The sequence below is a fragment of the Flavobacterium pedocola genome (assembly GCF_053764385.1).
Genome location: NZ_JBSNCR010000003.1, coordinates 38,723 through 64,747, shown reverse-complemented (window position 1 = coordinate 64,747; position 26,025 = coordinate 38,723). Strand labels below are relative to the sequence as shown.

20 protein-coding genes and 1 riboswitch are annotated in these 26,025 nt (G+C 41.5%); of the genes, 14 read left to right on the top strand and 6 right to left on the bottom strand.

The annotated features are described in order from the left end of the window. Nucleotides 1-9 precede the first annotated feature (9 nt). Genes ACWPKD_RS07330 through ACWPKD_RS07320 form a run of 3 tightly spaced genes read left to right on the top strand, consistent with a single transcriptional unit; the run spans nt 10 to nt 4,135 of the window. The gene (locus ACWPKD_RS07330) at nt 10-1,014 is read left to right on the top strand and encodes an isoaspartyl peptidase/L-asparaginase family protein (RefSeq protein ID WP_455412031.1); all 1,005 of its coding nucleotides are present in this window, start codon (nt 10-12) and stop codon (nt 1,012-1,014) included. Then, nucleotides 1,014-1,682, top strand: coding sequence for a copper homeostasis protein CutC (locus tag ACWPKD_RS07325; RefSeq protein WP_455412030.1), 669 nt, complete (start codon nt 1,014-1,016; stop codon nt 1,680-1,682). Before ACWPKD_RS07330 ends, ACWPKD_RS07325 begins: the two co-directional genes overlap by 1 nt. Then, on the top strand, nt 1,682-4,135 hold the full coding sequence (locus tag ACWPKD_RS07320; RefSeq protein WP_455412029.1) for a beta-mannosidase: 2,454 nt from the start codon (nt 1,682-1,684) through the stop codon (nt 4,133-4,135). The genes ACWPKD_RS07325 and ACWPKD_RS07320 overlap by 1 nt, the downstream gene beginning before the upstream one ends. Here the strand turns inward: ACWPKD_RS07320 and ACWPKD_RS07315 are convergent. From ACWPKD_RS07315 to ACWPKD_RS07300, 4 genes are all read right to left on the bottom strand, one after another. Further along, complete coding sequence (locus ACWPKD_RS07315; protein ID WP_455412028.1) at nt 4,132-4,524, bottom strand: hypothetical protein; 393 nt, start codon at nt 4,522-4,524, stop codon at nt 4,132-4,134. The genes ACWPKD_RS07320 and ACWPKD_RS07315 overlap by 4 nt on opposite strands. A 124-nt stretch (nt 4,525-4,648) precedes the next feature. Next, nucleotides 4,649-5,056, bottom strand: coding sequence for a hypothetical protein (locus ACWPKD_RS07310; protein ID WP_455412027.1), 408 nt, complete (start codon nt 5,054-5,056; stop codon nt 4,649-4,651). A 90-nt stretch (nt 5,057-5,146) separates the two neighbouring features. Continuing rightward, nucleotides 5,147-5,761: a deoxynucleoside kinase gene (locus tag ACWPKD_RS07305; protein WP_455412026.1), complete on the bottom strand. Its 615-nt coding sequence runs from the start codon at nt 5,759-5,761 to the stop codon at nt 5,147-5,149. Further along, a complete protein-coding gene (locus ACWPKD_RS07300; protein ID WP_455412025.1) occupies nt 5,761-6,552 on the bottom strand; it encodes a hypothetical protein in 792 nt (263 codons plus the stop codon). The genes ACWPKD_RS07305 and ACWPKD_RS07300 overlap by 1 nt, the downstream gene beginning before the upstream one ends. 112 nt (nt 6,553-6,664) lie before the next feature. On the opposite strand from ACWPKD_RS07300, the gene ACWPKD_RS07295 reads away from it, so the two are divergent. Both ACWPKD_RS07295 and ACWPKD_RS07290 read left to right on the top strand, forming a co-directional pair. Beyond that, nucleotides 6,665-7,546 carry a GLPGLI family protein gene (locus tag ACWPKD_RS07295; RefSeq protein WP_455412024.1) on the top strand — a complete coding sequence of 294 codons (882 nt, stop codon included), beginning with the start codon at nt 6,665-6,667 and terminating at the stop codon, nt 7,544-7,546. A gap of 31 nt (nt 7,547-7,577) precedes the next feature. Further along, nucleotides 7,578-10,322, top strand: a complete 2,745-nt coding sequence (locus ACWPKD_RS07290; RefSeq protein WP_455412023.1) for a carboxypeptidase regulatory-like domain-containing protein — start codon at nt 7,578-7,580, stop codon at nt 10,320-10,322. 58 nt (nt 10,323-10,380) lie between these two features. Here the strand turns inward: ACWPKD_RS07290 and ACWPKD_RS07285 are convergent, their stop codons facing one another. Beyond that, a complete protein-coding gene (locus ACWPKD_RS07285) occupies nt 10,381-12,747 on the bottom strand; it encodes a tail fiber domain-containing protein (protein WP_455412022.1) in 2,367 nt (788 codons plus the stop codon). Between the two features lie 105 nt (nt 12,748-12,852). Beyond that, on the bottom strand, nt 12,853-14,103 hold the full coding sequence (gene metK / locus ACWPKD_RS07280) for a methionine adenosyltransferase (protein ID WP_455412021.1): 1,251 nt from the start codon (nt 14,101-14,103) through the stop codon (nt 12,853-12,855). 761 nt (nt 14,104-14,864) lie between these two features. Between metK and ACWPKD_RS07275 the strand changes: the two genes are divergently transcribed. The 9 genes from ACWPKD_RS07275 to ACWPKD_RS07235 all read left to right on the top strand — a co-directional run bounded on the left by ACWPKD_RS07275 (nt 14,865) and on the right by ACWPKD_RS07235 (nt 25,934). Then, entirely contained in the window at nt 14,865-15,041 is a 177-nt protein-coding gene (locus ACWPKD_RS07275) for a hypothetical protein (RefSeq protein ID WP_455412020.1), read from the top strand. Nucleotides 15,042-15,059: 18 nt separating this feature from the next. Continuing rightward, nucleotides 15,060-15,518 carry an OsmC family protein gene (locus tag ACWPKD_RS07270; RefSeq protein WP_455412019.1) on the top strand — a complete coding sequence of 153 codons (459 nt, stop codon included), beginning with the start codon at nt 15,060-15,062 and terminating at the stop codon, nt 15,516-15,518. 79 nt (nt 15,519-15,597) lie between these two features. Continuing rightward, on the top strand, nt 15,598-16,593 hold the full coding sequence (locus tag ACWPKD_RS07265; RefSeq protein WP_455412018.1) for an alpha/beta fold hydrolase: 996 nt from the start codon (nt 15,598-15,600) through the stop codon (nt 16,591-16,593). A 7-nt stretch (nt 16,594-16,600) separates the two neighbouring features. Further along, complete coding sequence (gene thrA, locus ACWPKD_RS07260) at nt 16,601-19,018, top strand: bifunctional aspartate kinase/homoserine dehydrogenase I (protein ID WP_455412017.1); 2,418 nt, start codon at nt 16,601-16,603, stop codon at nt 19,016-19,018. 29 nt (nt 19,019-19,047) lie between these two features. After that, nucleotides 19,048-20,220, top strand: a complete 1,173-nt coding sequence (locus ACWPKD_RS07255) for a trans-sulfuration enzyme family protein (RefSeq protein WP_455412016.1) — start codon at nt 19,048-19,050, stop codon at nt 20,218-20,220. A gap of 124 nt (nt 20,221-20,344) precedes the next feature. Beyond that, a riboswitch (SAM riboswitch) is annotated at nt 20,345-20,448 on the top strand. A gap of 183 nt (nt 20,449-20,631) precedes the next feature. Further along, entirely contained in the window at nt 20,632-21,618 is a 987-nt protein-coding gene (locus ACWPKD_RS07250) for a homocysteine S-methyltransferase family protein (protein WP_455412015.1), read from the top strand. Further along, nucleotides 21,618-24,296 (top strand): methionine synthase, encoded by a 2,679-nt coding sequence (gene metH, locus ACWPKD_RS07245; protein ID WP_455412014.1) that lies wholly within the window; start codon nt 21,618-21,620, stop codon nt 24,294-24,296. The genes ACWPKD_RS07250 and metH overlap by 1 nt, the downstream gene beginning before the upstream one ends. Before the next feature lie 47 nt (nt 24,297-24,343). Beyond that, on the top strand, nt 24,344-25,300 hold the full coding sequence (gene metF, locus ACWPKD_RS07240; protein WP_455412013.1) for a methylenetetrahydrofolate reductase [NAD(P)H]: 957 nt from the start codon (nt 24,344-24,346) through the stop codon (nt 25,298-25,300). A 199-nt stretch (nt 25,301-25,499) separates the two neighbouring features. Beyond that, entirely contained in the window at nt 25,500-25,934 is a 435-nt protein-coding gene (locus ACWPKD_RS07235; protein ID WP_455412012.1) for a hypothetical protein, read from the top strand. Nucleotides 25,935-26,025: the final 91 nt, after the last annotated feature.

Below are 26,025 nucleotides of genomic sequence, written 5' to 3'. Positions count from 1 at the left end.
CAAAAGGATATGGCAAACAGAAGAAATTTTATAAAAACCACGGCGATCGCTTCGGTAGCCGTTGCGTTAAACGCGTTTAAAGGTAAATCCGATGCGGTTGAAACAGAAATTCCGGTTACCGGGAAAGTTAAAAAACCGATCGTGCTTTCCACCTGGAATTTCGGTATGCAGGCCAATGAAGCCGCATGGGAAGTATTGAAGCAAAAAGGACGGGCGCTAGATGCTGTAGAAGCCGGTGTCCGTATTCCCGAAGCAGATCCGAAAGAGCGAAGTGTTGGCTACGGCGGAAGACCCGATCGTGACGGACGCGTAACCCTGGATGCCTGTATTATGGATGAATTTTCCAATATTGGGTCTGTGGCTTGTCTGGAACATATCAAGCATCCTATTTCGGTGGCAAGAGCGGTGATGGAAAAAACGCCGCATGTCATGCTGGTGGGAGAAGGGGCGTTGCAATTTGCTTTGTCACAGGGCTATAAGAAGGAAAACCTGCTGGTGGAAGAATCCGAAAAAGAATGGAAAGAATGGCTGAAAACCAGTAATTATAAGCCCATTGTAAATATTGAAAACCACGATACCATCGGCATGATCGCTTTGGACCAGCACGGAAATTTATCCGGCGCGTGCACTACAAGCGGTATGGCATTTAAGATGCACGGGCGCGTGGGTGATTCACCGATTATCGGAGCGGGCTTGTACGTGGACAACGAAATTGGGGCGGCAACCGCAACCGGACATGGAGAAGAAGTAATCCGAATTGCGGGCTGTCATTTGGTAGTGGAACTGATGCGTCAGGGAAAATCACCTCAAAAAGCCTGTGAAGAGGCTGTAATGCGCATCGTGAAACTGACCCAAAATCGAAAGAAAAACCTAAAGGATATTCAGGTGGGCTTTATTGCGTTAAATAAAAAAGGCGAACACGGGGCCTATTGTGTTCAGGGCGGATTCAACTACGCCAAATACGATGAAACCGGGAACAAGTTACTTGATGCTAACTATTATCTGAAAGCCTAATGAAAAAATTGGAAATTGCCTGTTTTAACTTAGAATCGGCTCTGATTGCCCAGGAAGGTGGCGCCAATCGTGTGGAATTGTGTGATAACCTTGAAGAAGGAGGAACCACACCAACTGTCGAAATCACCAAACTGGCCAGAAAAACGTTGAATATCGATCTCTATGTGATGATACGGCCAAGAGGTGGCGGTTTTGTTTATTCGGAAGAAGAATTCAACTTGATGAAACAACAGATACTCGAGTATAAAAAGTTAGGGGTAAATGGTTTTGTTTTTGGAATTTTAGATGAAAACAAAGCGGTTCATATTCGGCAAAATGCAGAATTGGTTGAATTGGCCAAACCGATTCCCTGTACGTTTCACCGTGCTTTTGATGAAGTTCAGGAAGTTTTTCCTTCGTTGGAAAATGTGATTCAATGTGGTTTTTCAACCATACTTACTTCCGGAACGATGCCTAATGTGGTGGAAGGGGTTTCCGTATTAAAACAATTAGTGGAAAAAGCCAATAACCGTATTGTGATCATGCCGGGCGGAGGCCTACGTTCCACCAATATCGAGTTGATTCAATCGCAGACCAACGCAGGATTTTACCATTCTTCAGCCATTACCAATAGTAACGGAAAAGCCGATATTGAAGAAGTTAAAGCGCTAAAATTGAATCTTGGTTAATGAAAAAGTCGTTGTCGTTTTTATTGTTTTTCTGTTTTTCCATAATTGCTTCAGGGCAGAATTTTCAGCGTGATTTAGCAAAAGAAAACTGGAGTTTCAGAAAAAAAGGTGATTCCAAATGGTTGGCTGCCAAGGTGCCGGGAACCGTTCATACGGATTTGCTGCAAAATGAAGTTATCAAAAATCCCTTCTTTGGAACCCATGAAAAACAATTGCAATGGATTGAAAATGAAGCCTGGGAATACGAATCGACTTTTATCCTATCATCAGAGGATTTGAAAAACCAAACCATCGAACTGCAATTTGACGGTCTTGATACTTATGCCGAAGTTTTGCTCAACGGAAAATCCATCCTGAAAGCAGACAATATGTTCCGAACCTGGAAAATCGATGTGAAAAAACTGCTTAAAAAAGGAGTGAATACACTGCAAATCGTTTTCGAATCTGCCGTAATGAGAGGGAAAGAAAACGCTAAAAGGTTACCTTATACTTTACCCGGGGATGAAAAAATATTCACCCGAAAAGCCCAATATCAGTACGGTTGGGACTGGGGGCCGCGTTTTATCACGGCTGGGATCTGGAAAAAAGTGCAATTGCGTTTCAGTAACTCGGCAGTAATCCAAAATGTAAAATTCGAACAGCAATCCTTAACCGACGCCAAAGCGGACTTGGTTTTTAGCACCACAATCGATTGTTATAAATCCGGAAAGTATCAGTTGAAAATTAATAATCAGTTATCATCGCATCAGCTGAAAAAAGGAAAAAATGTTATAAAGAGTGCCTACGAAATAGCAAATCCAAAACGTTGGTGGACGAACGGTTTGGGTGAAGCTTATCTGTATCCGTTTCAGATTTCTTTAGAAATGAATAAAAAGACACTGGAACAGCGAATTTTAAACATAGGTCTGAGGACCCTTGAACTGGTTCAGGAGAAAGACAAGGCCGGCAAAAGTTTCTATTTCAAACTGAATGGTGTTCCGGTTTTCATGAAAGGGGCTAACTACATTCCGCCGGACAGTTTTCTGCCAAGAGCTACCGATTCGGTGTATGCGAGCGTTGTGAAAAATTCGGTCGATGCCAATATGAACATGCTTCGCGTTTGGGGTGGCGGGGTGTATGCAGATGATGCTTTTTACGAGGCCTGCGATAAAAACGGAATTTTGGTCTGGCAGGACTTTATGTTTGCCTGCGCTATGTATCCAGGTGATGAAGCATTTCTGCAGAATGTGAAGCAGGAAGTGATCGATAATGTAAATCGTTTGCAAAACCATCCAAGTTTAGCCATTTGGTGCGGCAATAACGAAAATGATGAAGGCTGGCACAACTGGGGCTGGCAAAAACAATACAACTATTCAGCAGCCGATTCCACCAAAATCTGGAACGATTATAAAAAGGTATTTCACGAAGTGATCCCAAAGACACTGGACAGTCTTTTGTCGAAAGAGAAGAATATTTACTGGCCTTCTTCGCCATCGATCGGTTGGGGCAGAAAAGAAAGCCTGCTGCAGGGCGATTCCCATTACTGGGGCGTTTGGTGGGGTATGGAACCGTTTGAAATCTATAAAGAGAAAATAGGTCGTTTTATGAGCGAATACGGTTTTCAGGGCATGCCAAATAAGGAAACTTTCGAAACTTTTGCCGCGAATGACGAACTGCAACTGACTTCCGAAACGGTAAAAAGCCATCAAAAACATCCGACGGGCTATCAGACAATCCAAACCTATATGGAGTGGGATTACAAAATTCCTTCTTCCTTCGAGGATTATATTTATGTCTCGCAACTGTTGCAGGCGGAAGGCATGAAAACCGCTATTGAAGCCCATCGCCGTGCGAAGCCGTATTGTATGGGAACCTTGTATTGGCAGTTAAACGATTGCTGGCCGGTCACTTCATGGAGTTCGGTGGATTATCTTGGAAATTGGAAAGCCTTTCATTATCAGGTGAAACGAAGTTTTGAGGATATTTTGGTATCGGTTACAGAAGAAAAAAATCAGCTGAAAGTCTATGTGGTTAATGATGGATTGGCTGTTAAAAGCGGAAAATTGCAACTACAACTTTTAGATTTTGACGGAAAAATTGTTTGGCAAAAAGCGATGAATATTAAGTTCGGCGATAACAGTTCTCAGCTGTTTTTTGCTTTGGATAAAAAAGAGTGGGAAGGATTGCATCTGAATCAGATTGTGTTTTCTGCAGCATTCGAAGATAAACGAGCTTTGCATTATTTTGTAAAACCTAAAGTGTTACAACTGAAAGAACCAAAAATCATTGTAAGGCAAATTGATGATACTACTGTGGAAGTTACAACCGATGTGTTGGCGAAAAACGTTTTTCTTAAAGCCGATAAGGTGAAATTCAGTGACAATTATTTCGATTTGCTGCCGGGTGAGAAAAAAGAAATTCGTTTTGAAGGTAATATCAAAGGGGTTGAGGTTAAAAGTCTTTTTGGGCTTTAGAAACCGCCAACAGGTCCTGCTCCCGTGCTTGATCCGCCGGAACTGATCAGTGCTACAAGGATTCCTACGGAAACGGTTACCCCGGCAATGCTTACCAGTCTGGATTTGGATTTATTGATGAGTTGCACTTTTTGGATTTCCTCTTTTTGGATCGGTTTTCGGATGATGTCAAATCCGGATTCCTCCAGGCCGTAATAAGTACTGTCTGTTTTTTCGATTCTTTTGTAGAAGAGTTTCCGGTTGTTCGCTGTGATAATTTTTACCCGTTGCTTTGAAGCGGCAGCATCATCCAGGGATACCGGTACTTTTTGATAGATATGGCAACTTCCGAACAATAAACTTATCGTCAGAAGATAAAAAATCCATTTGTGTTTTTTTAAAACTGCCATTTTTCAATCCTTTGATTGGATTTAAAGGTATGAAAAATACCGATGTAAATCAGATTGTATACGTTAAAATTGGTATCGGTACGGCTAAGGGATATCAGTACGGTAAAGTGAAAAACTAGAGAGGTTACTTAGAATTCGAAGAATCAAAATTGATATTTTCCAGATCATTTAGCGTTTCGGCAACCACAATCGAAACTACTACAGTGAGTACGCTCAAAGTAATGCTGATAACAGTCAAAGTGGTTGACAGGCCTTTGTTGACGGGTCGTATCTCACGAATATTGGATTCTTTTAAAGGAACTTTGTATTGCTGGTTCTTATATTTTGAGCCATAATAGGTACTGTCTATTTTTTCAATTTTTCTGAATACCATTCTTCGGTTATCCGTGGTTTTGACTTTGACGCGGTCGTTTGTTTTGGAAGCCTGATCCAATGTTATGGACGTGTTCCTGTAAACATGGCAACTTTCAAAAAGGATTAGAAAGGTTAAGATAAAGCAGATAAGCTTTGTTTTGTTGTAGTGATGGCCCATGTCTTGAAGTTTTAAGTTAAACTTAATGAGCATCAGTAGGTTGTAAGTGTAAAGGTACAAAAAACCCCGAAGAAATCGGGGTGGAATGTTTTAAAATAATCCGTTTATTTCGGCATCTATGCGGTTGATAACGTTTCCTAAATCTTCAGGATTGTTTACAAAATCAACATTGTCGACATCGATGATCAATAATTTTCCTTTGTTATAGGTTTGTACCCAGGCTTCATAACGCTCATTCAATCGGCTTAAATAGTCAATGGAGATACTGTTTTCGTATTCGCGGCCGCGCTTGTGAATCTGGGCTACCAGGTTCGGGATAGAACTTCTCAGGTAAATCAGTAAATCCGGAGAGCCTACCAGGTTTTCCATCAGGTCGAACAGCGAAGAATAATTTTCAAAATCACGATTACTCATCAGTCCCATCGCATGCAGGTTGGGTGCGAAAATATGCGCATCTTCATAGATGGTACGGTCCTGAATGATTTTCTTGCCGCTTTCACGAATCTGCAATACTTGGCGGAAACGGCTGTTCAGGAAGTAAATCTGTAAATTGAACGACCAGCGGTCCATCGAATGGTAAAAATCATCCAGATACGGGTTGTCCACCACGTCTTCGAAATGCGGTTCCCACTTGAAATGTTTCGCCAAAAGTCGGGTTAAAGTTGTTTTCCCTGCGCCAATGTTCCCTGCTATTGCTATGTGCATTATGGTAATGTTATTTTGTATGTTCTGATTTCGTTGTCGGTAAAAATAGATAAAATTTGTTCTTTATAGTAAAAACTTTTAAGGCTTTTTTCGTTTAACGGTATGATTTGCGAAGTTTCTTTTTCCAGATTGAAAAGACTCAGAACATTGCCTTTTCTTAACAGAATTTCTTTGGAAGAAATAATCTGCATGGCCTCGTGCTCCGGAACGGTACCGAGATAATTGATTTTGCCGAAAAGACTGGAAACGAACACTTTGCGCTGATCGTCCATCCAGTAAAAATAATTATAGTCGGATTGCGCGTAGATGATTGGATGTTCAAAAACGACGCTAACCGGTGAAAATGTTTTTTTGGAGTAATCGTACAGCCCTAATTTCTGTGAAGACAGATCGAAAAGCCAAAGCCGGTTTTGAGCCGCTAAGCCAATCTGTTGCGGAAGAAGTTCCGGGTTGGTTTCCGAAAAATTGACGCGAAACGTTTCGTTCAGCTGGCTGTCCAACAGCACCACGGCATTCATCTCTTTATAAAACACGACAACCTGAAGCGGGTTCTGTAAGTCAATCTGGGAAATTTTTCCCAGCGAGATGTTTTTATAACTTAATTTACTTTGAGGGTTTTCTTTGCGCACTTCATTATCCTGAACGGAATACGTATTGCCATAAGAGTCTTTGCCGATGAACAGAGTGGCCGTTGTAGGTTCCGTGCTGATCAATTTCAAATCACCGGAATGAATCTGAGCGTCTCCGAGTATGCCTTGAAGAAATAAAATAAAAAGTAAAAAACTGCGCATAAAGCCAAATTACGAATAAACCTTTTACAATAGTATAAGTCTAACAAATAATTTTTTGTAACAATAAAGCATTTCAATCGTCTAATTAGTCTTAAAAAACCTGATACTCAACATGAAAAAAACAGTTGTAACCTTTATAGCGCTAATTGCTTCATCATTAGTTTCCTATGCCCAGGATTTCCAGGGGATGGCGGTTTATGAATCCAAAACCAGTACCAACGATTTCAAAGCAAGAATGGAGGGTAACAAAGATATTACTCCGGAAATGCGAAAAATGATCGAAGAGCGTATGAAGAAAATGTTCGAAAAAACGTTTATCCTGAATTTTGACAAAACCTCCTCTATTTATAAAGAAGAAGAAAAACTGGATGCACCGGGTCAGGGTGGTGGCGGTTTCCGTATGATGGGCTCCATGATGGGCGGTGGCGGAACGTACTACAAAAATGTAAAAGAGCGAAATTTTACCGTTGACAAAGAGTTTATGGGGAAGGAATTCCTAGTAGTGGATTCGTTACCGAAACTGAACTGGAAGCTGGAAGGTGAAACCAAAAAGATTGGGGATTACAATTGTTTTAAAGCAACGGCTGTAAAACCGGTGGATGCTTCCGATATGAGAAATTACAGAGAAAAGAAGAAAAAAGAAGGCGAAGAGAAGAAACAGTCGACCAATTTCATGGACGATTACGAAATGCCGAAAGAAATCACCATTACCGCTTGGTATACGCCGGAAGTGCCTATTAATCAAGGGCCTGAAGGATATTGGGGCTTACCGGGGCTTATCCTGGAAGTAAATGACGGGAAAACCATTGTCATGTGTTCAAAATTAGTCATGAACACCAAAGACAAAGTAGAGATCAAAGCGCCTAAAAACGGAAAAGTGGTAAAGCAGAAGGAATATAATGAGATCGTGACCAAAAAAATGGAAGAGATGCGCGAGCAGTTCCAGTCGCAGGGCGGCAACAGAGGCGGTATGCAAATCAGAATGGGGCATTAATTTAAAGTAATCAACAGAGAGAAACATCCCCATGAAAAAATTATATCTTGTTGTTTTGCTGTGCATCGCAACAATTTCCTTTTCGCAAAACGTAAAATTCGAAGGGACCATTAAAGATACAGCCGGTTTAGCCCTTGAAATGGCTAACATTATGGCAGTCAATCAGGCAACTAAAGCCATGGACGGTTATTCCATCACCAATGATAAAGGCCGATTCCAGATTTTGCTGAATCCGAATTCCACTTATGATATCAAGGTGAGTTATGTAGGGTTTCAGCCTTATGAAATTACCATAAAGACAGGCTTGGAAACCATTACCAAAAATATTGTCCTGAAAGAAGGAACCATGCTGAATGAAATCGAAATCGTAAAAGAAATGCCGGTTTCCATCAGTGGTGATACCATTGTTTACAATGCGGATTCTTTCCGGAACGGTACCGAGCGCAAACTTGAAGACGTACTGAAAAAACTGCCGGGTGTTGAGGTCAACAAAGACGGGGAAATCCAGGTGGAAGGAAAAACGGTGCAGAAGGTAATGGTGGAAGGAAAAGATTTCTTCGACGGCGATACCAAACTGGCTACGAAAAACATACCGGCCGATGCGCTGGATAAAATTCAGGTGCTTCGTAATTACAACGAAGTAACCAATCTGAAAGGGCTGGAAAACAATGAGGAAAACGTAGCGCTGAACATTAAACTGAAAGAAGGAAAGAAGAACTTCTGGTTTGGCGACATGACAGCCGGAATTGGTGTTGGGCATAAGGAAGACCGGTATATCCTGAATCCGAAATTGTTCTACTACAACCCCAAATACAGTATCAACGTCATCGGTAACATGAACAATATAGGGGAGTTGCCACTGACCATGCAGGATTATTTCAAATTTACCGGAGGGTTTAAAAACATGATGCGACGTGCGGGAACCAGTTTTAATGTGGTTTCCAACGACTTGGGAATCCTGGGTTTGCGTAACAATCAGGCAAAAGAAATCGATACGAAATTCGGAGCGGCCAATTTTTCATACAATCCTTCCAAGGCCTGGAGTGTAAGTGGTTTTGGGATTATGATGGGCAGCCAGACGGATCTGCAGACCAACTCGAAAATGACCCGTATCGATAGTGACGGTACCAAAACGGTAAACGACGAAGCTAGTATTACCAAGCAGGAGAGCCGATTAGGGCTTTTCAAACTGAGTTCAAGTTATGTGCCTTCCGACAAAGTACATTTTGATTATGATGCCCTGGCGAAATTTTCCAAACAGGATGAGTCAACCACTTTGTTGTCGAATTCTGTAATCACCGGATCATCGGGCACTATAGCGCTTTTTAATGATGTGTATTCCAAAAAGAAGCAGAATCCGCTATCGTTCAATCAGAACTTAAACTACTATTATACCTTAAACGAAAAGCATGTGTTTGCGTTCGAGATGCAGCACTTGTACCAGGATGAAGATCCGTTTTATAATGCGAACCTGAAGTTCCAGCCCTTTGATTTGGGTCCGGGTTATGATGACAGTCAGAACCGGAACGATCTTTCGCAAAACCGCTTTGTCAAAACCAATAAGCTGGACGGGAAATTCGATTACTACTATATGGTAACCCCGAAGAGCAACATCAATGTGACTTTAGGAAACACCTATTCGTACCAGAATTTCAATTCCCACATTTTTCAGCTTTTGGACAACGGGACACAAAACGACTTGAATGATACGCAGAACAACAATAATGTGACCTATGCGTTCAACGATGTTTTTGCGGGGTTACATTATAAGTTTATTGCAGGTAAATTCACGTTCAACCCGGGATTCACGGTACACAATTACCAGACCAATGACGAGCAGTTAGGAACTTCCAATAAGAATTCTTTTAACCGTTTCCTGCCTGATTTTTATGCATTGTGGCAATTGAAAAAAACAGAAACCTTGACCTATAACTTTGGGATGGCCAATAATTTTACCGACATCAACAAACTGGCGGAAGGGTATGTGTTTTCAAATTACAACAGCTTGTACAGCGGAAACCGTACACTGGAAAATTCGCTTTCTCAGGTGCATTCCCTGCGCTATTTCAGGTTCAACATGTTTAATCAGGAGAATATTGTCGGAAATATTACTTATACCAAACAAACGGATGGTATTAAAAGCAAGGTTTTGTTTACCGGGCCAACGGGTATCAGCCAGGTCTTGTCGAGTGTGAACATGAATTCTTCTTTTGCGGATGAAACCTTTTCCGGAAGTGGTAATTACGGGCGTTCGTTTCTGCGTTACTACAAAGGATCGGCAGGAGCAAGCCTGAATTGGAGTAAGTTTAACAATATCCGAACCTATTCGCCAACAGATGAAGAAGTTCAGACTACGGAATCCTTTACGCAAAGCTACAACGTGAAATTCTCGACCAATTATAAAACAATCCCGAATATCGAGTTGGCGTATAATTTCACTATCAATGATTTTAGCAGTGATACCTATTATATCGATGCGCCTTCAGTTACCTTAGAGTATTACTTTTTGGATGCGTTTTCGTTTACTTCGGAATATACGTTTTACAACAACCGCAACAAAGCTAAAACCATCAGCAATGAATACGATTTCCTGTCGGCGGCCTTGATGTATCAGAAGAAAGACAGTAAATGGGAATGGAAATTATCCGGAACCAATTTGTTGAATACCGGTTCGCTCAACAACAGCAGTTTTGATCAGATCGGTGGACGCAATACGTTTTCAAGTTACATTGTACAGCCAAGATACCTGATTCTGAGTTTGAAATACGCTTTGTAGTAAGACAGGTTTAGTACAGATAGTATTAAAAAGCCGACTCCATTAGAGTCGGCTTTTTTTATTTTGATAACATTTGTTCTATTCTGTCGAGGCGTTTTTTTAATTCTTCGTTTTCCTTCTTTAAGTTTTTGATGACCTCCTGTTGTTCCTGAACGGCTTTTACCAAAGGGACAACAAATTCGGCATAACGAAGTCCGTAAAAATCTTTCTCATTTTTAGGTTTGTCCACACCGCTGAAATTGTAGCCAATGGCATCGGCAACGGCTTCTACTTCCTGGGCAATAAAACCGGTTTGGATTTCCTTTTCTTTTTCCAGTTTTGACTGGTTCAGCTTTTCTGCGGAATTGGAAGTAGGAAGGTTTAAGTTGTAGGTAACCGGACGCAGTTTGGTAATGAATTCCAATCCTGGTACATTTTCCTTGATATTGGTTTTGAAACGTTTATCCGATACATTCGACCAGTTGGCAAAACCACCTATGCTGGTCACACTGTTGCTTCCGATTCGTACCTGATTGCTGGCCGTGTTTTCTGAAAAAGCTCCAATAGAGGTGGAATTGGTATAAAAACTGCCGTTTAAAGCCGACAGACCTATATTCGTATTAAAAGCTCCGTTGACATAAACCGTATTTCCAATACCGATATTATTATTGTTCTGAACCGATGAGCCGCGTCCTATGGTAATGCTGTTTTCATCGGCGGCAGCCTGTAGTCCAATGGCTATTGCATTAGTATTTGCGGATGTACTGTAACCTATGGCGATACTGCTGTTGGGGGCTGAAAAATTCATCATTTGAGAACCGGCTCCAATAGCAATGTTGTTTGTGCCACTGCTATTTTGTAAAAGCGTTGCGGTTCCTAAGGCTATATTGTTGGCTCCGGAACTGTTGTTGTAAAGGGCGTCGGCACCAATACCGACGTTGCCATAGCCTGAATTATTGTTGCGTAAAACTCGCGGCGCAATAGCGACGTTTGAACCACCGCTGGACGACATCAGGGTAAAAGGACCGATAGCAGTGTTGTCGGTTCCGCTTGCTGATCCTAAGGCTTGATGACCAATTGCAGTTGAGGAATTCGTTTGTGCGCTTGCCAAATATCCGATAGCTGTGGAATAGGTTCCCGTAGCAAAGGAGTTGGTACCAATCGCCACATTGTTGTCATTAGCATTTGCCTGGTAGCCTATGGCTACTGCATAGTCGTTGGCATTTGTTCTGTATCCGATAGCAATAGTGTTGTCCGGTGTGGATGAGTTGTTCATTTGAACTCCTGTTCCGATTGCCACATTGTTGGTACCGTTATTGTTTTGTAATAAAGCGCTGGAACCGATGGCAATGTTGTTGGCACCGTTGCTGTTGTTGGTCAGTGCATCAATTCCGATTCCGATATTGCCATATCCGGAAGTATTGGAACGCAGTACTCTTGGAGCAATGGCCACATTCGAACCACCGCTGGACGACATCAACGTTGATGGACCAATGGCTGTATTTTCGGTTCCGCTCGCTGATAATAAGGATTGATAACCGATGGCTGTTGAAAAGCTGGTTTGAGCCATGGCCTGATATCCAATTGCTGTTGTTTGAGATCCTGTCGCGTACGAACCGTGACCGATAGCGACATTATTATCCGTTGCATTGGTTTGGAAACCGATAGCGATGGCGTTATCGTTGGCTCTGTTGTTATAGCCGATAGCGATACTGTTGTCCGGAGTGGAAAAATTCATCATTTGTGAACCGGTTCCAATGGCTATATTGTTGGTGCCGCTTCCGGTTTGTGAAAGCGCCGCTGCTCCAATGGCAATGTTGCTGTTTCCTGAATTGTTATTGTAAAGTGCATCTGCTCCAATTCCAACGTTACCATATCCGGAAGTATTGTTGAATAAGGTTCTTGAGCCTACCGCGACATTTGATGTGCCATTAGTGTTGTTGAATAAGCTCATGCTTCCAAAAGCTGCATTGTCATTTGCTGTGGAGGTTCCGTTAAAGGACATATACCCGAAGGAAGTACTGTTTTGTTTAATACGGCCGGCTTCGGTACCGTTTCTTCTGAAAACCAAATCCTGATTGTCTGTTGTTCCCACGAAATCGCTTGCAGCATTCGTCCCGGAATTCCCCGTAAGGTTCCAACCGCTTGTTGTTGCTCCTGCTACCGGAAGCCATGAGGTTAAACTGTTTTTCCAATAATAAAATCCTGCGGGATTTGCTCCTGCGGCTGCTGTTAAATACACCAGCATGCCGTCTTGTGCGGCAGTTGGGTTGGTGAGTGGGAAAGCGTTTATTTTTGGGATTAAAATACCGTCAGTATTGGCAGGTGTGGCCTGATTACTGGAACGAATATCCAATTGGGCGTTAGGGCTGGTAGTGTTGATTCCCACCTGTGAAAAAGAAAATATCGGGAAAAGGATGATGATGAGATGTAGCGCATTCTTCATTTTGTCTAAATTTTTGCAAATAAATCGTTTTTCCGACGTTTTATAAATAAAAAACGACCTACTACATAAATAATAGGTCGTTTGTATGCTGTTGTAGAAAAAATATTACAATCCGAAAGCGGCTTTTACTTGGTCAACATAATCAAGTTTTTCCCATGTAAACAATTCTACGGTTACTGTTTTTTCTTCACCGCTTGGCGATTTGAAAGTTTTGGTAACGATTTCCGGTTTACGTCCCATATGTCCGTAAGCAGCAGTTTCGCTGTAAATAGGATTTCTTAATTTCAAACGCTGTTCAATAAAGTAAGGGCGCATATCGAAGATAGCTTCCACTTTTTTGGCGATTTCCCCATCCGTTAAACTTACTTTAGAAGTTCCGTAAGTGTTGATGTAGATCCCCATTGGTTTTGCCACACCGATGGCATAAGAAACCTGTACCAGGATTTCCTCTGCAATACCTGCCGCTACTAAGTTCTTAGCAATGTGACGGGTAGCATACGCAGCGGAACGGTCAACTTTTGAAGGGTCTTTTCCGGAGAAAGCCCCACCACCGTGAGCCCCTTTTCCACCGTAAGTATCTACGATAATTTTTCTTCCTGTAAGACCGGTATCGCCGTGAGGTCCTCCGATTACGAATTTTCCTGTTGGGTTGATGTGGTACTGGATTTTATCGTTGAATAAGTGCGCATATTGAGGGTATTTCGCAATGATTCTAGGAATCAAAATTTCAATAATATCCTTTTTGATTTTCGCTAACATTTCCGCTTCAGCTGCGAAATCATCGTGCTGGGTAGAGATTACAATGGCATCAATACGCGTTGGTTTGTTGTTGTTATCGTATTCTAGCGTTACCTGAGATTTTGCGTCAGGGCGTAAATAGGTGATAGCCGAGTTTTCTCTTCGTAAAGCCGCTAATTCCTGTAACAATTTGTGTGAAAGGTCTAATGCTAATGGCATATAATCAGCCGTTTCATTCGTGGCATAACCAAACATCATCCCCTGGTCACCGGCACCTTGCTCTTCTTTGCTGGCACGGTCAACACCTTGGTTGATGTCCTGAGATTGTTCGTGAATAGCCGATAAAACACCACATGAATTGGCCTCGAACATGTATTCACTTTTCGTATACCCGATTTTTTTGATCACATCACGTGCAATCTGCTGAACGTCAAGGTAAGTTTTGGATTTTACTTCACCGGCCAAAATAACCTGACCTGTCGTTACCAAAGTTTCACAAGCCACTTTAGATTCCGCGTCGAAAGCTAAAAAGTTATCAATTAATGCATCTGAAATCTGATCCGCTACTTTGTCCGGATGTCCTTCGCTCACTGACTCTGACGTAAATAAATAAGCCATAAATAAATTGTTTTAAAATTTAAGCGAGGAAAATAAATTGCAGGGATTGCCTAAAGGAGTAGTGGTTACTGCTTTAGCATTTTTTAATGAGGTTGCAATCAGTTCAAATTTTTCCTCTTGATTTTCAGTGCAAAGTTATAAAACGAATTTGATTTACAAATAAATCGCAACTTTTTTTTGTAAAAAATATAAAATTTACCTCTTGAGTATATTTTGGAAGTTGATTTCATGAACTCATTATAGAATATTTTAGTTTATAAAGCTTTATAATTAGAAAAAAAATCTAATAATTTCGTTTTTATGTGTAAAATTTAGAAAAAAACACTATTTTATTTTTTTATTTAGAAAAAAATTCTAATTTTGTCCCATCAAAAAATAAAAAGAAATGAACTCAATTAAACGTCATATGTGCATGTATATGTGGAAATCCTCCGCAGAGCGCTCTATTGTTTAAATTGAAAATTCAAATTTAAAATATACAAGAAAGCCTCTGCACACCGCAGGGGCTTTTTTACTTTAAGCCAAAACCAATCTGAAAAACTTAAATATTTAAAACCAGAATTAAAAAAAATGAAAACTACGGCAATTAAAAACATGTTTATGAAACGAATGATGTGCAAGTATATGCACTACGTTCCCCATTATTGTTGCCGAAAGCGGATGAGTTAATCTCAAGTTATAGTTCAAACTGTAAAAGTCCTTTTGGTAACACAACCGAAAGGACTTTTTTTTCAAATCAATTCATTTAAAAAATTTAAGATATGACAGCTTTAAAAAATAAAATCAAAAAAATACAGACCATCGTTTCGTTAATCGAAAACGCAGAAAAGAAACTGAATGAAAACCTACTGGAATTAAACGGTGAGCAACTAATCTCCACAGATGATTTGCTGATTCTTAAAATCAACTCCGAAGAAAACGAATTCCTTTTCATTTAACCCTAAACAACACACATCATGAGCAGTAAATTAGTAACAGCAACAGGCGTATCGGAGAATGCGAATCAATTTTCGGTACAAATCAACGGCGCAAACTTAACGCTTAGTAACGCAATTTCAATCGGTTCGGGAAAAGTGCCAAGTCCAACGGATTATTTATTGGCCGGATTTGCCGGGAGTATCAATGCCGTAGGATTGTTAGTGGCGGAAGAATTAGGCATCGAACTGCAATCCGTTCAGGTGGAAATCACCGGAGAACTGGAAACCAAGAAAGCCGAGGGGATTCCCACGCGCTCCAGAGCAGGGTTCCGAAAAATCGAAGTGATTGTAAAACCGGTTTCCGATGCGCCTTTAGTACTGCTCAAACAATGGATCGATGAGGTGAAAGAAAGATGTCCGTTAAGAGATAACTTAATCAACAGCACCCCGGTTTTACTGACGCTTTTAAAAGAATACAAGCAGCACGACGCTGCCTAACGATAAGTTGTTTTGTTTGTTAAACTGCCTCCGGTAAGTCTGCCAACAATGTCCGGAGGTGGTTTTTAAAAAGAGAAAAATGAGTTTGCATAAGATAGATATTTTCGATGTTACCCTGCAAAACGGAACCTATAAACGCTGGTTGCCGCTGTATTATCAGGTGTTCGGGCAGCCGATCGGAACTGCTCCGGTGGTTTTGGTCAACCATGCCTTGACCGGGAATTCGCAGGTGATTGGTGAGCATGGCTGGTGGAATGCCTTAATCGGTACAGAAAAAACTATTGATACGGATTTTTACACGGTAATCGCTTTTAACATTCCGGGCAATGGTTTTGATGGGCAAGCTGAAAACCTAATTCAGAATTACAAAGATTTCACAACAAAAGATATCGCATTGTTGTTTTGGGAAGGATTGCAATTCCTGGGGATTCACAAACTTTTTGCGGTAATAGGCGGAAGTTTGGGTGGCGGCATTGCCTGGGAAATGGGGTTTTTAAAACCGAATCACATTGAAAACCTGATTCCGGTAGCTTCAGACTGGAAAGCTTCGGACTGGCTGATTGCGAATGTGCTGGTGCAGGATAAGATTCTGAACAATTCCGAAAATCCGGTGCACGATGCCCGCTTGCATGCCATGTTGCTCTATCGTACGCCGCAATCGTTTAAAGCGAAATTCAACCGAAGCAAGAACGAGAATCAGGAGTTGTACCAAATCGAAAGCTGGTTGTTGCATCACGGGAACAAACTGGGAAACCGTTTTGCGCCGGAGTCTTACAAGCTGATGAACCATCTTTTGAAAACCATAGGCGAAACAACAAATTGCGGTCAGTTTATCAGCTTTGCGAAACAGACCACTGCGAACATTCACCTGATTGCCGTCGATTCGGATTATTTCTTTACTGCCGATGAAAACCGCGAAACTCATGAAATCCTGAAACGCGTCACGGCAAATGTGCATTTTCACGAAATCAAGTCGCTTCACGGGCATGACGCTTTTTTAATCGAGTTCGAACAACTCAACAGTATATTGAAAAACACCTTTGCAACACACAAAATAAAACTAAAACAAAACTAAAACAACTATGAAAATTTTAAAATTCGGAGGGAAATCCTTAGCCTATGACGGCGGGTTCGACAAAGCCATCAACATCATTTTAGACAAGGTTAAACAGCAGGAAAAGTTTGCCGTAGTGGTTTCCGCCATCGGGAATGCAACAGACGAACTGGAAGAAATCCTTGAAAAAGCCAAGAAGAACGAAGTCTATCAGATTCAGCTGGAACAATTCAAAACCTATCAGAAGAGCAATTCTGCGGCCGATCTGAATTCTGAATTCGAGTTACTTGAAAAATTGTTTGAAGGCGTAGCCCTTTTAGGCGATTACAGCAAAAAGATCAAAGACAATGTGTTGGCACAAGGCGAAGTGATTTCCGGAAAAGTGGTAACTCAGGCCTTAAAAGAAAAGGGAATCAATGCTAATTTTTCAGATACAAGACAATTAATCAAAACCGATGCGAAATTTGGGAACGCGCAACCGGTCGATGTGATTTCCCGAAAGAACGTTCAAAACCATTTTGCCACCAACAACGGAACCACCGTAAATATTGTAACCGGTTTCATCGCTTCCAGTACCGACGGCGAAACCACCACTTTAGGACGCAACGGCAGTAACTTCACCGCCTCACTTCTTGCCAATTATTTAGATGCCGAAGAATTACAAAGTTTCACCCACGTAGACGGTATCTTCACGGCCAACCCGGATTTAGTGCCGGATGCTAAAAAAATAGACCAGCTTTCTTTTGAAGAAGCTAACGAAATAGCCACTTTCGGCGCCACTATTCTACATGCGAAAACAATTATCCCACTGATTGAAAAGAAAATTCCGCTTCGCATTTTAAACACGTTCAACCATACACACAACGGCACGTTAATCAATTCTGAAAATTCAAGAAAAGGCATCAAGTCGCTTTCCGTTTTGGAAAATGTAACCTTGGTGAATTTAGAAGGTCGCGGATTGCTTGGGAAACCGGGAATCGATGCGAGAATCTTCCGTGTATTGGCGCAGAACAACATTAGCGTGAGTATTATTTCGCAAGGTTCTTCTGAAAGAGGTATCGGTTTTATCGTAAATGCAGTTGATGCCCAAAAAGCCAAAGCTGCGATTGAAGCCGAATTCGAATTGGATTTCTACACCAAAGACGTAAGCAGTGTGTATTTAACGGAAAATGTATCCGTAATTTCCATCATCGGACAGGAATTGGCGACTTTTAACAAGCCTTATGATGCCTTGATCCGTAATCAGATCGTGCCGATTTTGTTCAACAATACCGTTACCGGAAAGAACGTGAGTTTGGTAGTGGAACGTGTGCAACTTAAAAAAGCCTTGAATGTTATCCACAGTGAAATTTTTGGAATTACCAAGAAAATCAATTTAGTAATTTTCGGTCACGGAACCGTTGGAAAAACCTTAATCAATCAGTTGTTGGAAAGCCGTGAAAATATCATCCAACGCAAAGGAATTGAACTGAATGTGGTAGCGATTGCGAATTCGCGCCAGTTTATTTTTAATGCAAAAGGTGTTTCGAATCAATGGGAATCGGAATTAGAGAATGCTATTCAAAAATCATCTTTAGAAAATATTTTAGCTTCCGTTAAAGACCAGCACTTGGGGAACCTGATTGCTATCGATACCACGGCCAGTAAAGATTTCGTTTCCAATTATGTGGAATTGATCAAAAACGGTTTCGATTTGGTTTCCGCTAACAAAATTGCCAATACCAAAGAATACAGTTTCTATAAAAACCTGCGTGAGAATCTGCATTTCTACCAGAAAAATTATTTGTACGAAACTAATGTAGGAGCCGGGTTGCCGTTGATTGATACTATTCGTTTGCTGCACCATTCCGGTGAAAATATTACGCGAATCCGTGGGGTGTTCTCCGGAACCCTGAGTTATTTGTTCAATACGTTTTCCGCCACAGATAAAACCTTTAGCGATGTATTGAAAGAAGCTATTGAAAAAGGCTTCACCGAACCTGATCCGCGCGAAGATCTGAACGGGAACGATGTGGGTAGAAAATTATTGATCCTTGCCAGAGAATTGGATTTGAGCAATGAATTCTCCGAAATCAAAATCCAAAACCTGATTCCTGAAAACCTGAGAGAAGGCAGCGTAGATGATTTTCTAAACCGTTTAGAAGAGTTAAATCCGATCTATCAAAACACTAAAACCAATCAAGCCGAAAACCATGTGTTGCGCTACGTAGGCGATTTGTCCGGTGATTTATCCGTTGAAAACGGAGCCAGTTTGGAAGTAAGCTTAGTATCCGTGCCACAGGAAAGTTCACTGGGACAATTAAAAGGTTCCGATTCTATTTTTGAAATCTATACGGAATCCTATGGGGAAAACCCAATCGTAATCCAAGGTGCAGGAGCAGGGGCAGCTGTAACCGCACGTGGTGTATTTGGTGATATTTTAAGATTGGCAGAAAAGAGTAAATAATATTTAAACAAACAACAAAACAATTTAAAATGAGTAAGTCAGAATTCGGCTTTGAAACCCAAGCCATCCGAACCCAAACCGAACGCACCCAATTTTTGGAACATTCCGTGCCATTATATTTAACCTCTAGTTTTGTTTTTGAAGATGCGGAAGACATGCGCGCGTCGTTTACCGAAGAAAAAGAACGCAACATTTACAGTCGTTTTACCAACCCGAACACCAGTGAATTTGTGGAGAAAATCTGCAAAATGGAGGGTGCTGAAGACGGTTATGCATTCGCCACCGGAATGGCAGCGGTGTATTCCACGTTTGCGGCTTTGCTGGAATCGGGCGACCATATCGTTTCCGTGGGAAGTGTTTTCGGTTCAACCCATACGCTGTTCACCAAGTATTTTCCGAAGTGGAACATCACAACCAGTTATTTCGATATCAACAAACCGGAAACCATTGAAAGCTACATTCAGCCGAATACGAAAATCCTTTTTGCCGAATCACCAACCAATCCGGCTGTAGATATTATCGACTTGGAATTGTTAGGGCAAATCGCCAAAAAACACAACCTGATTTTAATCATCGACAACTGCTTCGCTACGCCATTCCTGCAAAACCCTATTAAGTACGGCGCGGATTTGGTGGTGCATTCCGCGACAAAATTAATCGATGGTCAAGGACGTGTTTTAGGAGGAATCACTGTCGGAAGAGCGGATTTGGTTCGTGAAATTTATCTGTTCTCCAGAAATACGGGTCCGGCTTTATCGCCGTTCAATGCTTGGGTGTTGTCAAAAAGCTTGGAAACGTTACCGGTTCGTGTGGAAAAACACTGCGAAAATGCAGTAAATGTAGCTGAGTTTTTGGAAAGTCATCCGAATGTGAAACAAGTAAAATACCCGTTTTTGAAATCGCATCCTCAGTATGAAATTGCCAAAAAACAGATGCGTTTAGGTGGTAATATCGTAGCCTTTGAAATCCAGGGCGGCATCGAAGCGGGCAGAAAGTTTCTGGACAAAATCCAATTGTGTTCCTTGTCTGCTAATTTAGGTGATACGCGAACGATTGTAACGCATCCGGCATCCACCACCCACAGTAAATTAACCGAAGAAGAGCGTTTGGCGGTAAGCATCACTGATGGCTTGGTGCGTGTTTCGGTAGGATTGGAAACCGTTCAGGATGTTATCAATGATTTGAAACAGGCTTTAGAATAAAAAACTATTTTAATTGATTTTATTGGAATTAAAATCTAAAATAATTTAGTTTAAAATCTGTAAACAGAAAATATTTCCGAATTAAAAATTAATTGTTAGCTTTGCACCGTTCTTACACAGGCTGACGTTATCACGAAAGGCAGAGGGACTAGACCCGACGAAGCCTTAGCAACCCTACTCTTGTAGAAGGTGCTACATTCTACCTCGCCATGGCGGGAAAGATAACAGGATACTTTTTGGGTATCTCTCTGATTTCATGATAACATATTTTTTAGGATTAGGAGCGAGAAGCTTGGGCTTTTTTGCGGTCCGTATTCCCGCTATCCGTCTCGTTTAAAAAAACGAGACTACTATCGGGGCTAGTTAGGAATTGAATTGAATTTTTGTAATGGCTAAAAGCTTAAAAAGAATATGTCAAAAATACACGAAGCAATAAAAGAAAGAATCCTCATCCTCGACGGAGCGATGGGTACCATGTTGCAGCGCTACAAATTTGAAGAGGAAGATTTTCGGGGCGAGCGTTTCAAGGATTTCGCGCATCCGTTAAAAGGGAATAACGATTTGTTGTCGTTGACCCAGCCGGAAGCCGTGAAAGAAGTGCATCGTGCTTATTTCGCTGCCGGAGCTGATATTGTCGAAACCAATACTTTTTCCGGAACCACCATCGGAATGGCGGACTATCACATGGAAGACTTGGTGTACGAGTTAAACTACAAATCCGCTAAAATCGCCCGTGAAGTAGCCGACGAATTCACCGATAAACCACGCTTTGTAGCCGGTTCCATCGGCCCAACCAACCGAACCGCCAGCATGAGTCCCGATGTTAACGACCCGGGATTCCGTGCGGTCACTTTCGACGAATTGCGCATCGCCTACAAAGAACAGGTAGAAGCCTTAATCGACGGCGGTAGCGATATTTTATTGGTGGAAACCATTTTTGACACGTTAAACGCCAAAGCCGCTCTTTTTGCCATCGAAGAAGTAAAAGAAGAACGCAACATCGACATCCCAATCATGGTGTCAGGAACGATTACCGATGCTTCGGGAAGAACTTTATCGGGACAAACTGTTGAAGCGTTTTTAATTTCGATTTCTCACATTCCGTTGTTGAGTGTAGGATTCAATTGCGCGTTGGGAGCGGATCAGTTAAAACCGTATCTGAAACGTTTGGCGCATAATACTTCGTTCAACATCTCGGCACACCCTAATGCGGGATTGCCTAATGCTTTCGGACAATACGACCAGACTGCGGAAGAAATGCAAGCGTTAATCAAGGAATATCTAGACGATAATTTAATCAACATCATAGGCGGTTGCTGCGGAACCACACCGGAGCACATTCAGTTAATTGCTGAAGTGGCCGCCAATTATAAACCAAGAGTACTGGAGGAAGCATAATGAGTGAAGGAGCTTGTCATAAATATTTAAAACTTTCGGGCTTAGAGCCGTTAATCGTAACGCCGGAAACCAATTTTGTAAACGTAGGGGAACGTACCAACGTAACCGGTTCTCGAAAATTCCTGCGTCTGATTAAGGAAGAAAAATACGAGGAAGCGCTCGACATAGCCCGTGCCCAGGTGGAAGGCGGTGCGCAGATCATCGACATCAACATGGACGAAGGGATGTTGGACGGCGTATATGCCATGACTAAATTCCTGAACCTGATTGCTTCCGAACCTGATATTTCCAGAGTTCCTGTAATGGTCGACAGTTCCAAATGGGAAATCATCGAGGCGGGACTGAAAGTGGCGCAGGGAAAATGTGTGGTGAATTCCATCAGTTTAAAGGAAGGAAAAGAAGCCTTTTTGCATCACGCGAAATTGGTAAAACGTTACGGAGCTGCCGTTATCGTAATGGCCTTCGATGAGGTCGGTCAGGCTGATACTTACGAAAGACGTATCGAAATCTGTAAGCGTTCGTATGATATTTTAGTCAACGAAATCAACTTCCCGGCGGAAGACATCATTTTTGACCCGAATATTTTTCCGGTAGCCACCGGTATGGAAGAACACCGTCGTAATGCATTGGACTTCTTCTTAGCAACCAAATGGATTCGTGAAAACCTGCCGTATGCGAATATTTCCGGTGGGGTGAGTAACGTGTCGTTTTCGTTCCGTGGGAATGATAAAGTACGTGAGGCGATGCATTCCGCGTTCCTGTATCATGCCATCAAACACGGGATGACCATGGGGATTGTGAATCCGGAAATGTTGGAGGTGTACGATGAAATCGATCCTACCTTATTAGAATATGTTGAAGACGTTTTATTAGACCGACGCGATGATGCCACCGAACGACTTCTGGAGTTAGCCGAAAGCTATAAAGGCGATGTAAAATCACATGAAAAAGCCGTTCAGGAATGGCGAAGCGGTTCGTTGCAGGACAGAATCACGCATGCTTTGGTTAAAGGAATAGACGAGTTTATTGAGATTGATGTGGAAGAAGCCCGACAATCGGTTTCACGACCTATTGAAGTCATCGAAATCAATCTGATGGCCGGTATGAACGTGGTAGGGGATTTGTTCGGAAGCGGAAAAATGTTTCTGCCGCAGGTAGTGAAATCCGCTCGTGTGATGAAAAAAGCCGTGGCTTATCTGTTACCTTATATAGAAGCGGAAAAAGACGGCGTAACTTCTTCAGCCGGAAAAGTGTTGATGGCAACGGTGAAAGGCGACGTGCACGACATCGGTAAAAATATCGTATCGGTAGTGTTAGCTTGTAATAATTTCGAAATCATTGATTTAGGAGTAATGGTACCGCCGGAGAAAATCATCGAAACGGCTATAAAAGAGAATGTAGACATCATCGGATTAAGCGGTTTGATTACACCTTCGTTGGACGAAATGGTGTACCTGGCCAAAGAAATGGACAAACGCAATATCAAAATTCCGATCATGATTGGTGGGGCTACGACTTCACGTGCGCATACAGCCGTGAAAATCGCTCCGGAATATCGTGAAACCGTTGTGCATGTAAACGATGCGTCAAGAGCGGTAACAGTTGCTGGAAACTTATTGAACAAGGATAAAAAAATATACGCAAGCACAATTCGTGCAGAATACGAAGCCTTTCGTGAAACGTTTTTAAACCGTCAGCGCGATAAGAGTTATCACACGATTGAAAAAGCCAGAGCCAATAAATTACAATTGGATTGGGATGATTTCGAAGCCAAAAAGCCAAACTTCATCGGAGCCAAAACCATTGAAGTGCCTTTGCAGGAACTGGTGCCTTACATCGATTGGACACCGTTTTTTAATTCCTGGCAATTGTTTGGAAAGTATCCTGCCATCCTAACCGATAATGTGGTGGGAGAACAGGCAACTATTTTGTTTGCCGATGCCCAAAAAATGTTGAAACAACTCTTGGAGGAAAACTGGTTGGAAGCCAAAGGTATTTATGGCATCTTCCCGGCAAATCAGGTGAAAGACGACGATATTGAATTGTACGACGAAAACGGAAAAGTACTGGAAACATTCTTAACCCTTCGTCAGCAATCGCAAAAAACCGTAGGGGCTCCGAATATTGCCCTAGCCGATTTCATTGCGCCAAAAGAAAGTAGTAAAACCGATTATATGGGCGCTTTCTGTGTAACAACCGGTTTTGGAGTAGATGAAAAAGCAAAAGCCTTTGAAGAGGCCAACGACGATTACAGTTCCATCATGGTGAAAGCCTTGGGCGATCGTTTTGCGGAAGCTTTCGCGGAATATTTGCACGAGAAAATCCGTAAGGAAATCTGGGGTTATGCTTCGGAAGAGCATTTGTCGAATGAAGAATTAATCAAAGAAGAATATAAAGGAATACGTCCGGCTCCGGGTTATCCGGCCTGTCCCGATCATTTGGAAAAACCAACTATCTGGAGTTTGTTAAATGTAGAAGAAAAAATAGGCGTAACACTCACAGAAAGCATGGCAATGTGGCCGGCGTCTTCGGTTTCAGGGTATTATTTCGGGCATCCAGAAAGCAAATATTTCGGACTCGGAAAAATTAAGGAAGACCAGGTACGCGATTACGCCCAAAGAAGAAATTGCACATACGAATACGCGGAGAAATGGTTGAATCCAAACATTGCTGATTAAGCTTTCGGAACAACTCATAACTCATAATTTATAATTCATAATTAGGAATGAAAGTAACGCAACATATAGAAAAAGCCAACGGAAAATCATTATTCTCCTTTGAGATATTACCGCCCTTGAAAGGACAGAACATTCAGTGTATTTTTGATAACATTGAGCCGTTAATGGAGTTCAAACCGCCTTTTATCGATGTAACCTATCATCGTGAGGAATATGAGTTTAAAGAATTGCCAAACGGTTTGCTGGAAAAGAAAATCGTAAAGAAACGTCCGGGAACGGTTGGGATTTGTTCAGCCATTCAGAATAAATATCAGGTGGATGCCATTCCGCATATATTGTGTGGCGGTTTTACCAAAGAGGATACTGAGAATTTCTTAATCGATATGGATTTCTTGGGAATTGACAACGTAGTGGCTTTACGAGGTGATGCCGTGAAAAGCGAAATCTATTTCAAACCCGAAAAAGAAGGGCATTCGTATGCTTCCGAATTGGTAACACAAATCAACAATCTGAACAACGGAATTTATCTGGATGCTGATTTGCAAAACACAAACAAAACCAGTTTTTGTATAGGTGTTGCCGGATATCCTGAAAAGCATATGGAAGCGCCAAGTTTGGACAGCGATATTTATTTCTTAAAACAGAAAATCAAAAACGGCGCGGATTACATCATCACGCAAATGTTTTTCGATAACAAGAAATTCTTTGAGTTTGTGGATAAATGCAGAGCAGCCGGAATCACTGTGCCAATTATTCCGGGACTGAAACCGATTTCTACTAAGAAACAGTTAAACTTAATTCCACACCGTTTCAAAGTGGATTTACCGGACGATTTAATCATGGAAGTCGTGAAAGCCAAAGACAATGAAGCAGTTTCGCAAATCGGAATCGAATGGTGTATCGAGCAAAGCAAAGAATTGCAAAAATCGGGAATCCCTGTACTGCATTATTATTCGATGGGAAAATCGGAGAATATCAGACAAATCGCTTCGGCTGTATTTTAAAATACTAACCCACCATATTTACTTAACCTAAACCACAACCTGAACCTGGAAGTTTTTTACTTCCGGGTTTTTTATTTGCAATAAAAGTTAGAATAACATGTATTTTGTTTAATTTTTTTGTTAAAAATGTTTTTTGTTAAAAACAAATCGTTATCTTTATGGAAAGATCATTAGTTGTTAAATCCCAAATCTACAATTTATGAAAAAGATACTACTATTAATTGTGCTATTTGTTTTTTCTACTGCAAGCGTGTCTGCCAATGAATATGTGCAGAACTATGAAACGGCTCTACAACTTAAGAAAGAAGCCAATTACCAGGAAGCGGTTAAGTACTTTTTGAAAGCTCTAAAAGATAAGGAACAGGAAACGGAAACGGCACGAAACATTTGTTTCGAAATTGCTGATTGTTTTGTTAAGGACGGTAATGAGAAAAATGCCGTAAAATTCATAAAAGTGGCTATCAGAAATTATGGTGCCACCCGCAGTGATGTTGAAAGTAACACTGTGTTGAAGAAAGAATTTTTAGGAACAGCCTGGGCTTCAGTGGAAGGTGACTTTAACGATTTACACCGAATTTATCTTTTGAAAACGGGAAATTCCCAGCGTAAAGAATATGCTGATCTGACGCGATAGTCGGTCTTCGAATGCAAAAGCCCGGTTTGGATTTCCAAATCGGGCTTTTGTGTGTAATAAAATGAAATATTCTTCTATATTTGCCTGATTT

Excerpts from the sequence above, each read along its gene's own strand:
- thrA (WP_455412017.1), top strand. The coding sequence starts at position 16,601 with ATGAAAATTTTAAAATTCGGAGGGAAATCCTTAGCCTATGACGGCGGG.
- ACWPKD_RS07235 (WP_455412012.1), top strand. The coding sequence starts at position 25,500 with ATGAAAAAGATACTACTATTAATTGTGCTATTTGTTTTTTCTACTGCA.
- ACWPKD_RS07330 (WP_455412031.1), top strand. The coding sequence starts at position 10 with ATGGCAAACAGAAGAAATTTTATAAAAACCACGGCGATCGCTTCGGTA.
- ACWPKD_RS07320 (WP_455412029.1), top strand. The coding sequence starts at position 1,682 with ATGAAAAAGTCGTTGTCGTTTTTATTGTTTTTCTGTTTTTCCATAATT.
- metF (WP_455412013.1), top strand. The coding sequence starts at position 24,344 with ATGAAAGTAACGCAACATATAGAAAAAGCCAACGGAAAATCATTATTC.
- ACWPKD_RS07300 (WP_455412025.1), bottom strand. The coding sequence starts at position 6,552 with ATGCGCAGTTTTTTACTTTTTATTTTATTTCTTCAAGGCATACTCGGA.
- ACWPKD_RS07290 (WP_455412023.1), top strand. The coding sequence starts at position 7,578 with ATGAAAAAATTATATCTTGTTGTTTTGCTGTGCATCGCAACAATTTCC.
- metK (WP_455412021.1), bottom strand. The coding sequence starts at position 14,103 with ATGGCTTATTTATTTACGTCAGAGTCAGTGAGCGAAGGACATCCGGAC.
- ACWPKD_RS07295 (WP_455412024.1), top strand. The coding sequence starts at position 6,665 with ATGAAAAAAACAGTTGTAACCTTTATAGCGCTAATTGCTTCATCATTA.
- ACWPKD_RS07265 (WP_455412018.1), top strand. The coding sequence starts at position 15,598 with ATGAGTTTGCATAAGATAGATATTTTCGATGTTACCCTGCAAAACGGA.
- metH (WP_455412014.1), top strand. The coding sequence starts at position 21,618 with ATGAGTGAAGGAGCTTGTCATAAATATTTAAAACTTTCGGGCTTAGAG.
- ACWPKD_RS07270 (WP_455412019.1), top strand. The coding sequence starts at position 15,060 with ATGAGCAGTAAATTAGTAACAGCAACAGGCGTATCGGAGAATGCGAAT.
- ACWPKD_RS07310 (WP_455412027.1), bottom strand. The coding sequence starts at position 5,056 with ATGGGCCATCACTACAACAAAACAAAGCTTATCTGCTTTATCTTAACC.
- ACWPKD_RS07315 (WP_455412028.1), bottom strand. The coding sequence starts at position 4,524 with ATGGCAGTTTTAAAAAAACACAAATGGATTTTTTATCTTCTGACGATA.
- ACWPKD_RS07275 (WP_455412020.1), top strand. The coding sequence starts at position 14,865 with ATGACAGCTTTAAAAAATAAAATCAAAAAAATACAGACCATCGTTTCG.
- ACWPKD_RS07325 (WP_455412030.1), top strand. The coding sequence starts at position 1,014 with ATGAAAAAATTGGAAATTGCCTGTTTTAACTTAGAATCGGCTCTGATT.
- ACWPKD_RS07250 (WP_455412015.1), top strand. The coding sequence starts at position 20,632 with ATGTCAAAAATACACGAAGCAATAAAAGAAAGAATCCTCATCCTCGAC.
- ACWPKD_RS07285 (WP_455412022.1), bottom strand. The coding sequence starts at position 12,747 with ATGAAGAATGCGCTACATCTCATCATCATCCTTTTCCCGATATTTTCT.
- ACWPKD_RS07305 (WP_455412026.1), bottom strand. The coding sequence starts at position 5,761 with ATGCACATAGCAATAGCAGGGAACATTGGCGCAGGGAAAACAACTTTA.
- ACWPKD_RS07255 (WP_455412016.1), top strand. The coding sequence starts at position 19,048 with ATGAGTAAGTCAGAATTCGGCTTTGAAACCCAAGCCATCCGAACCCAA.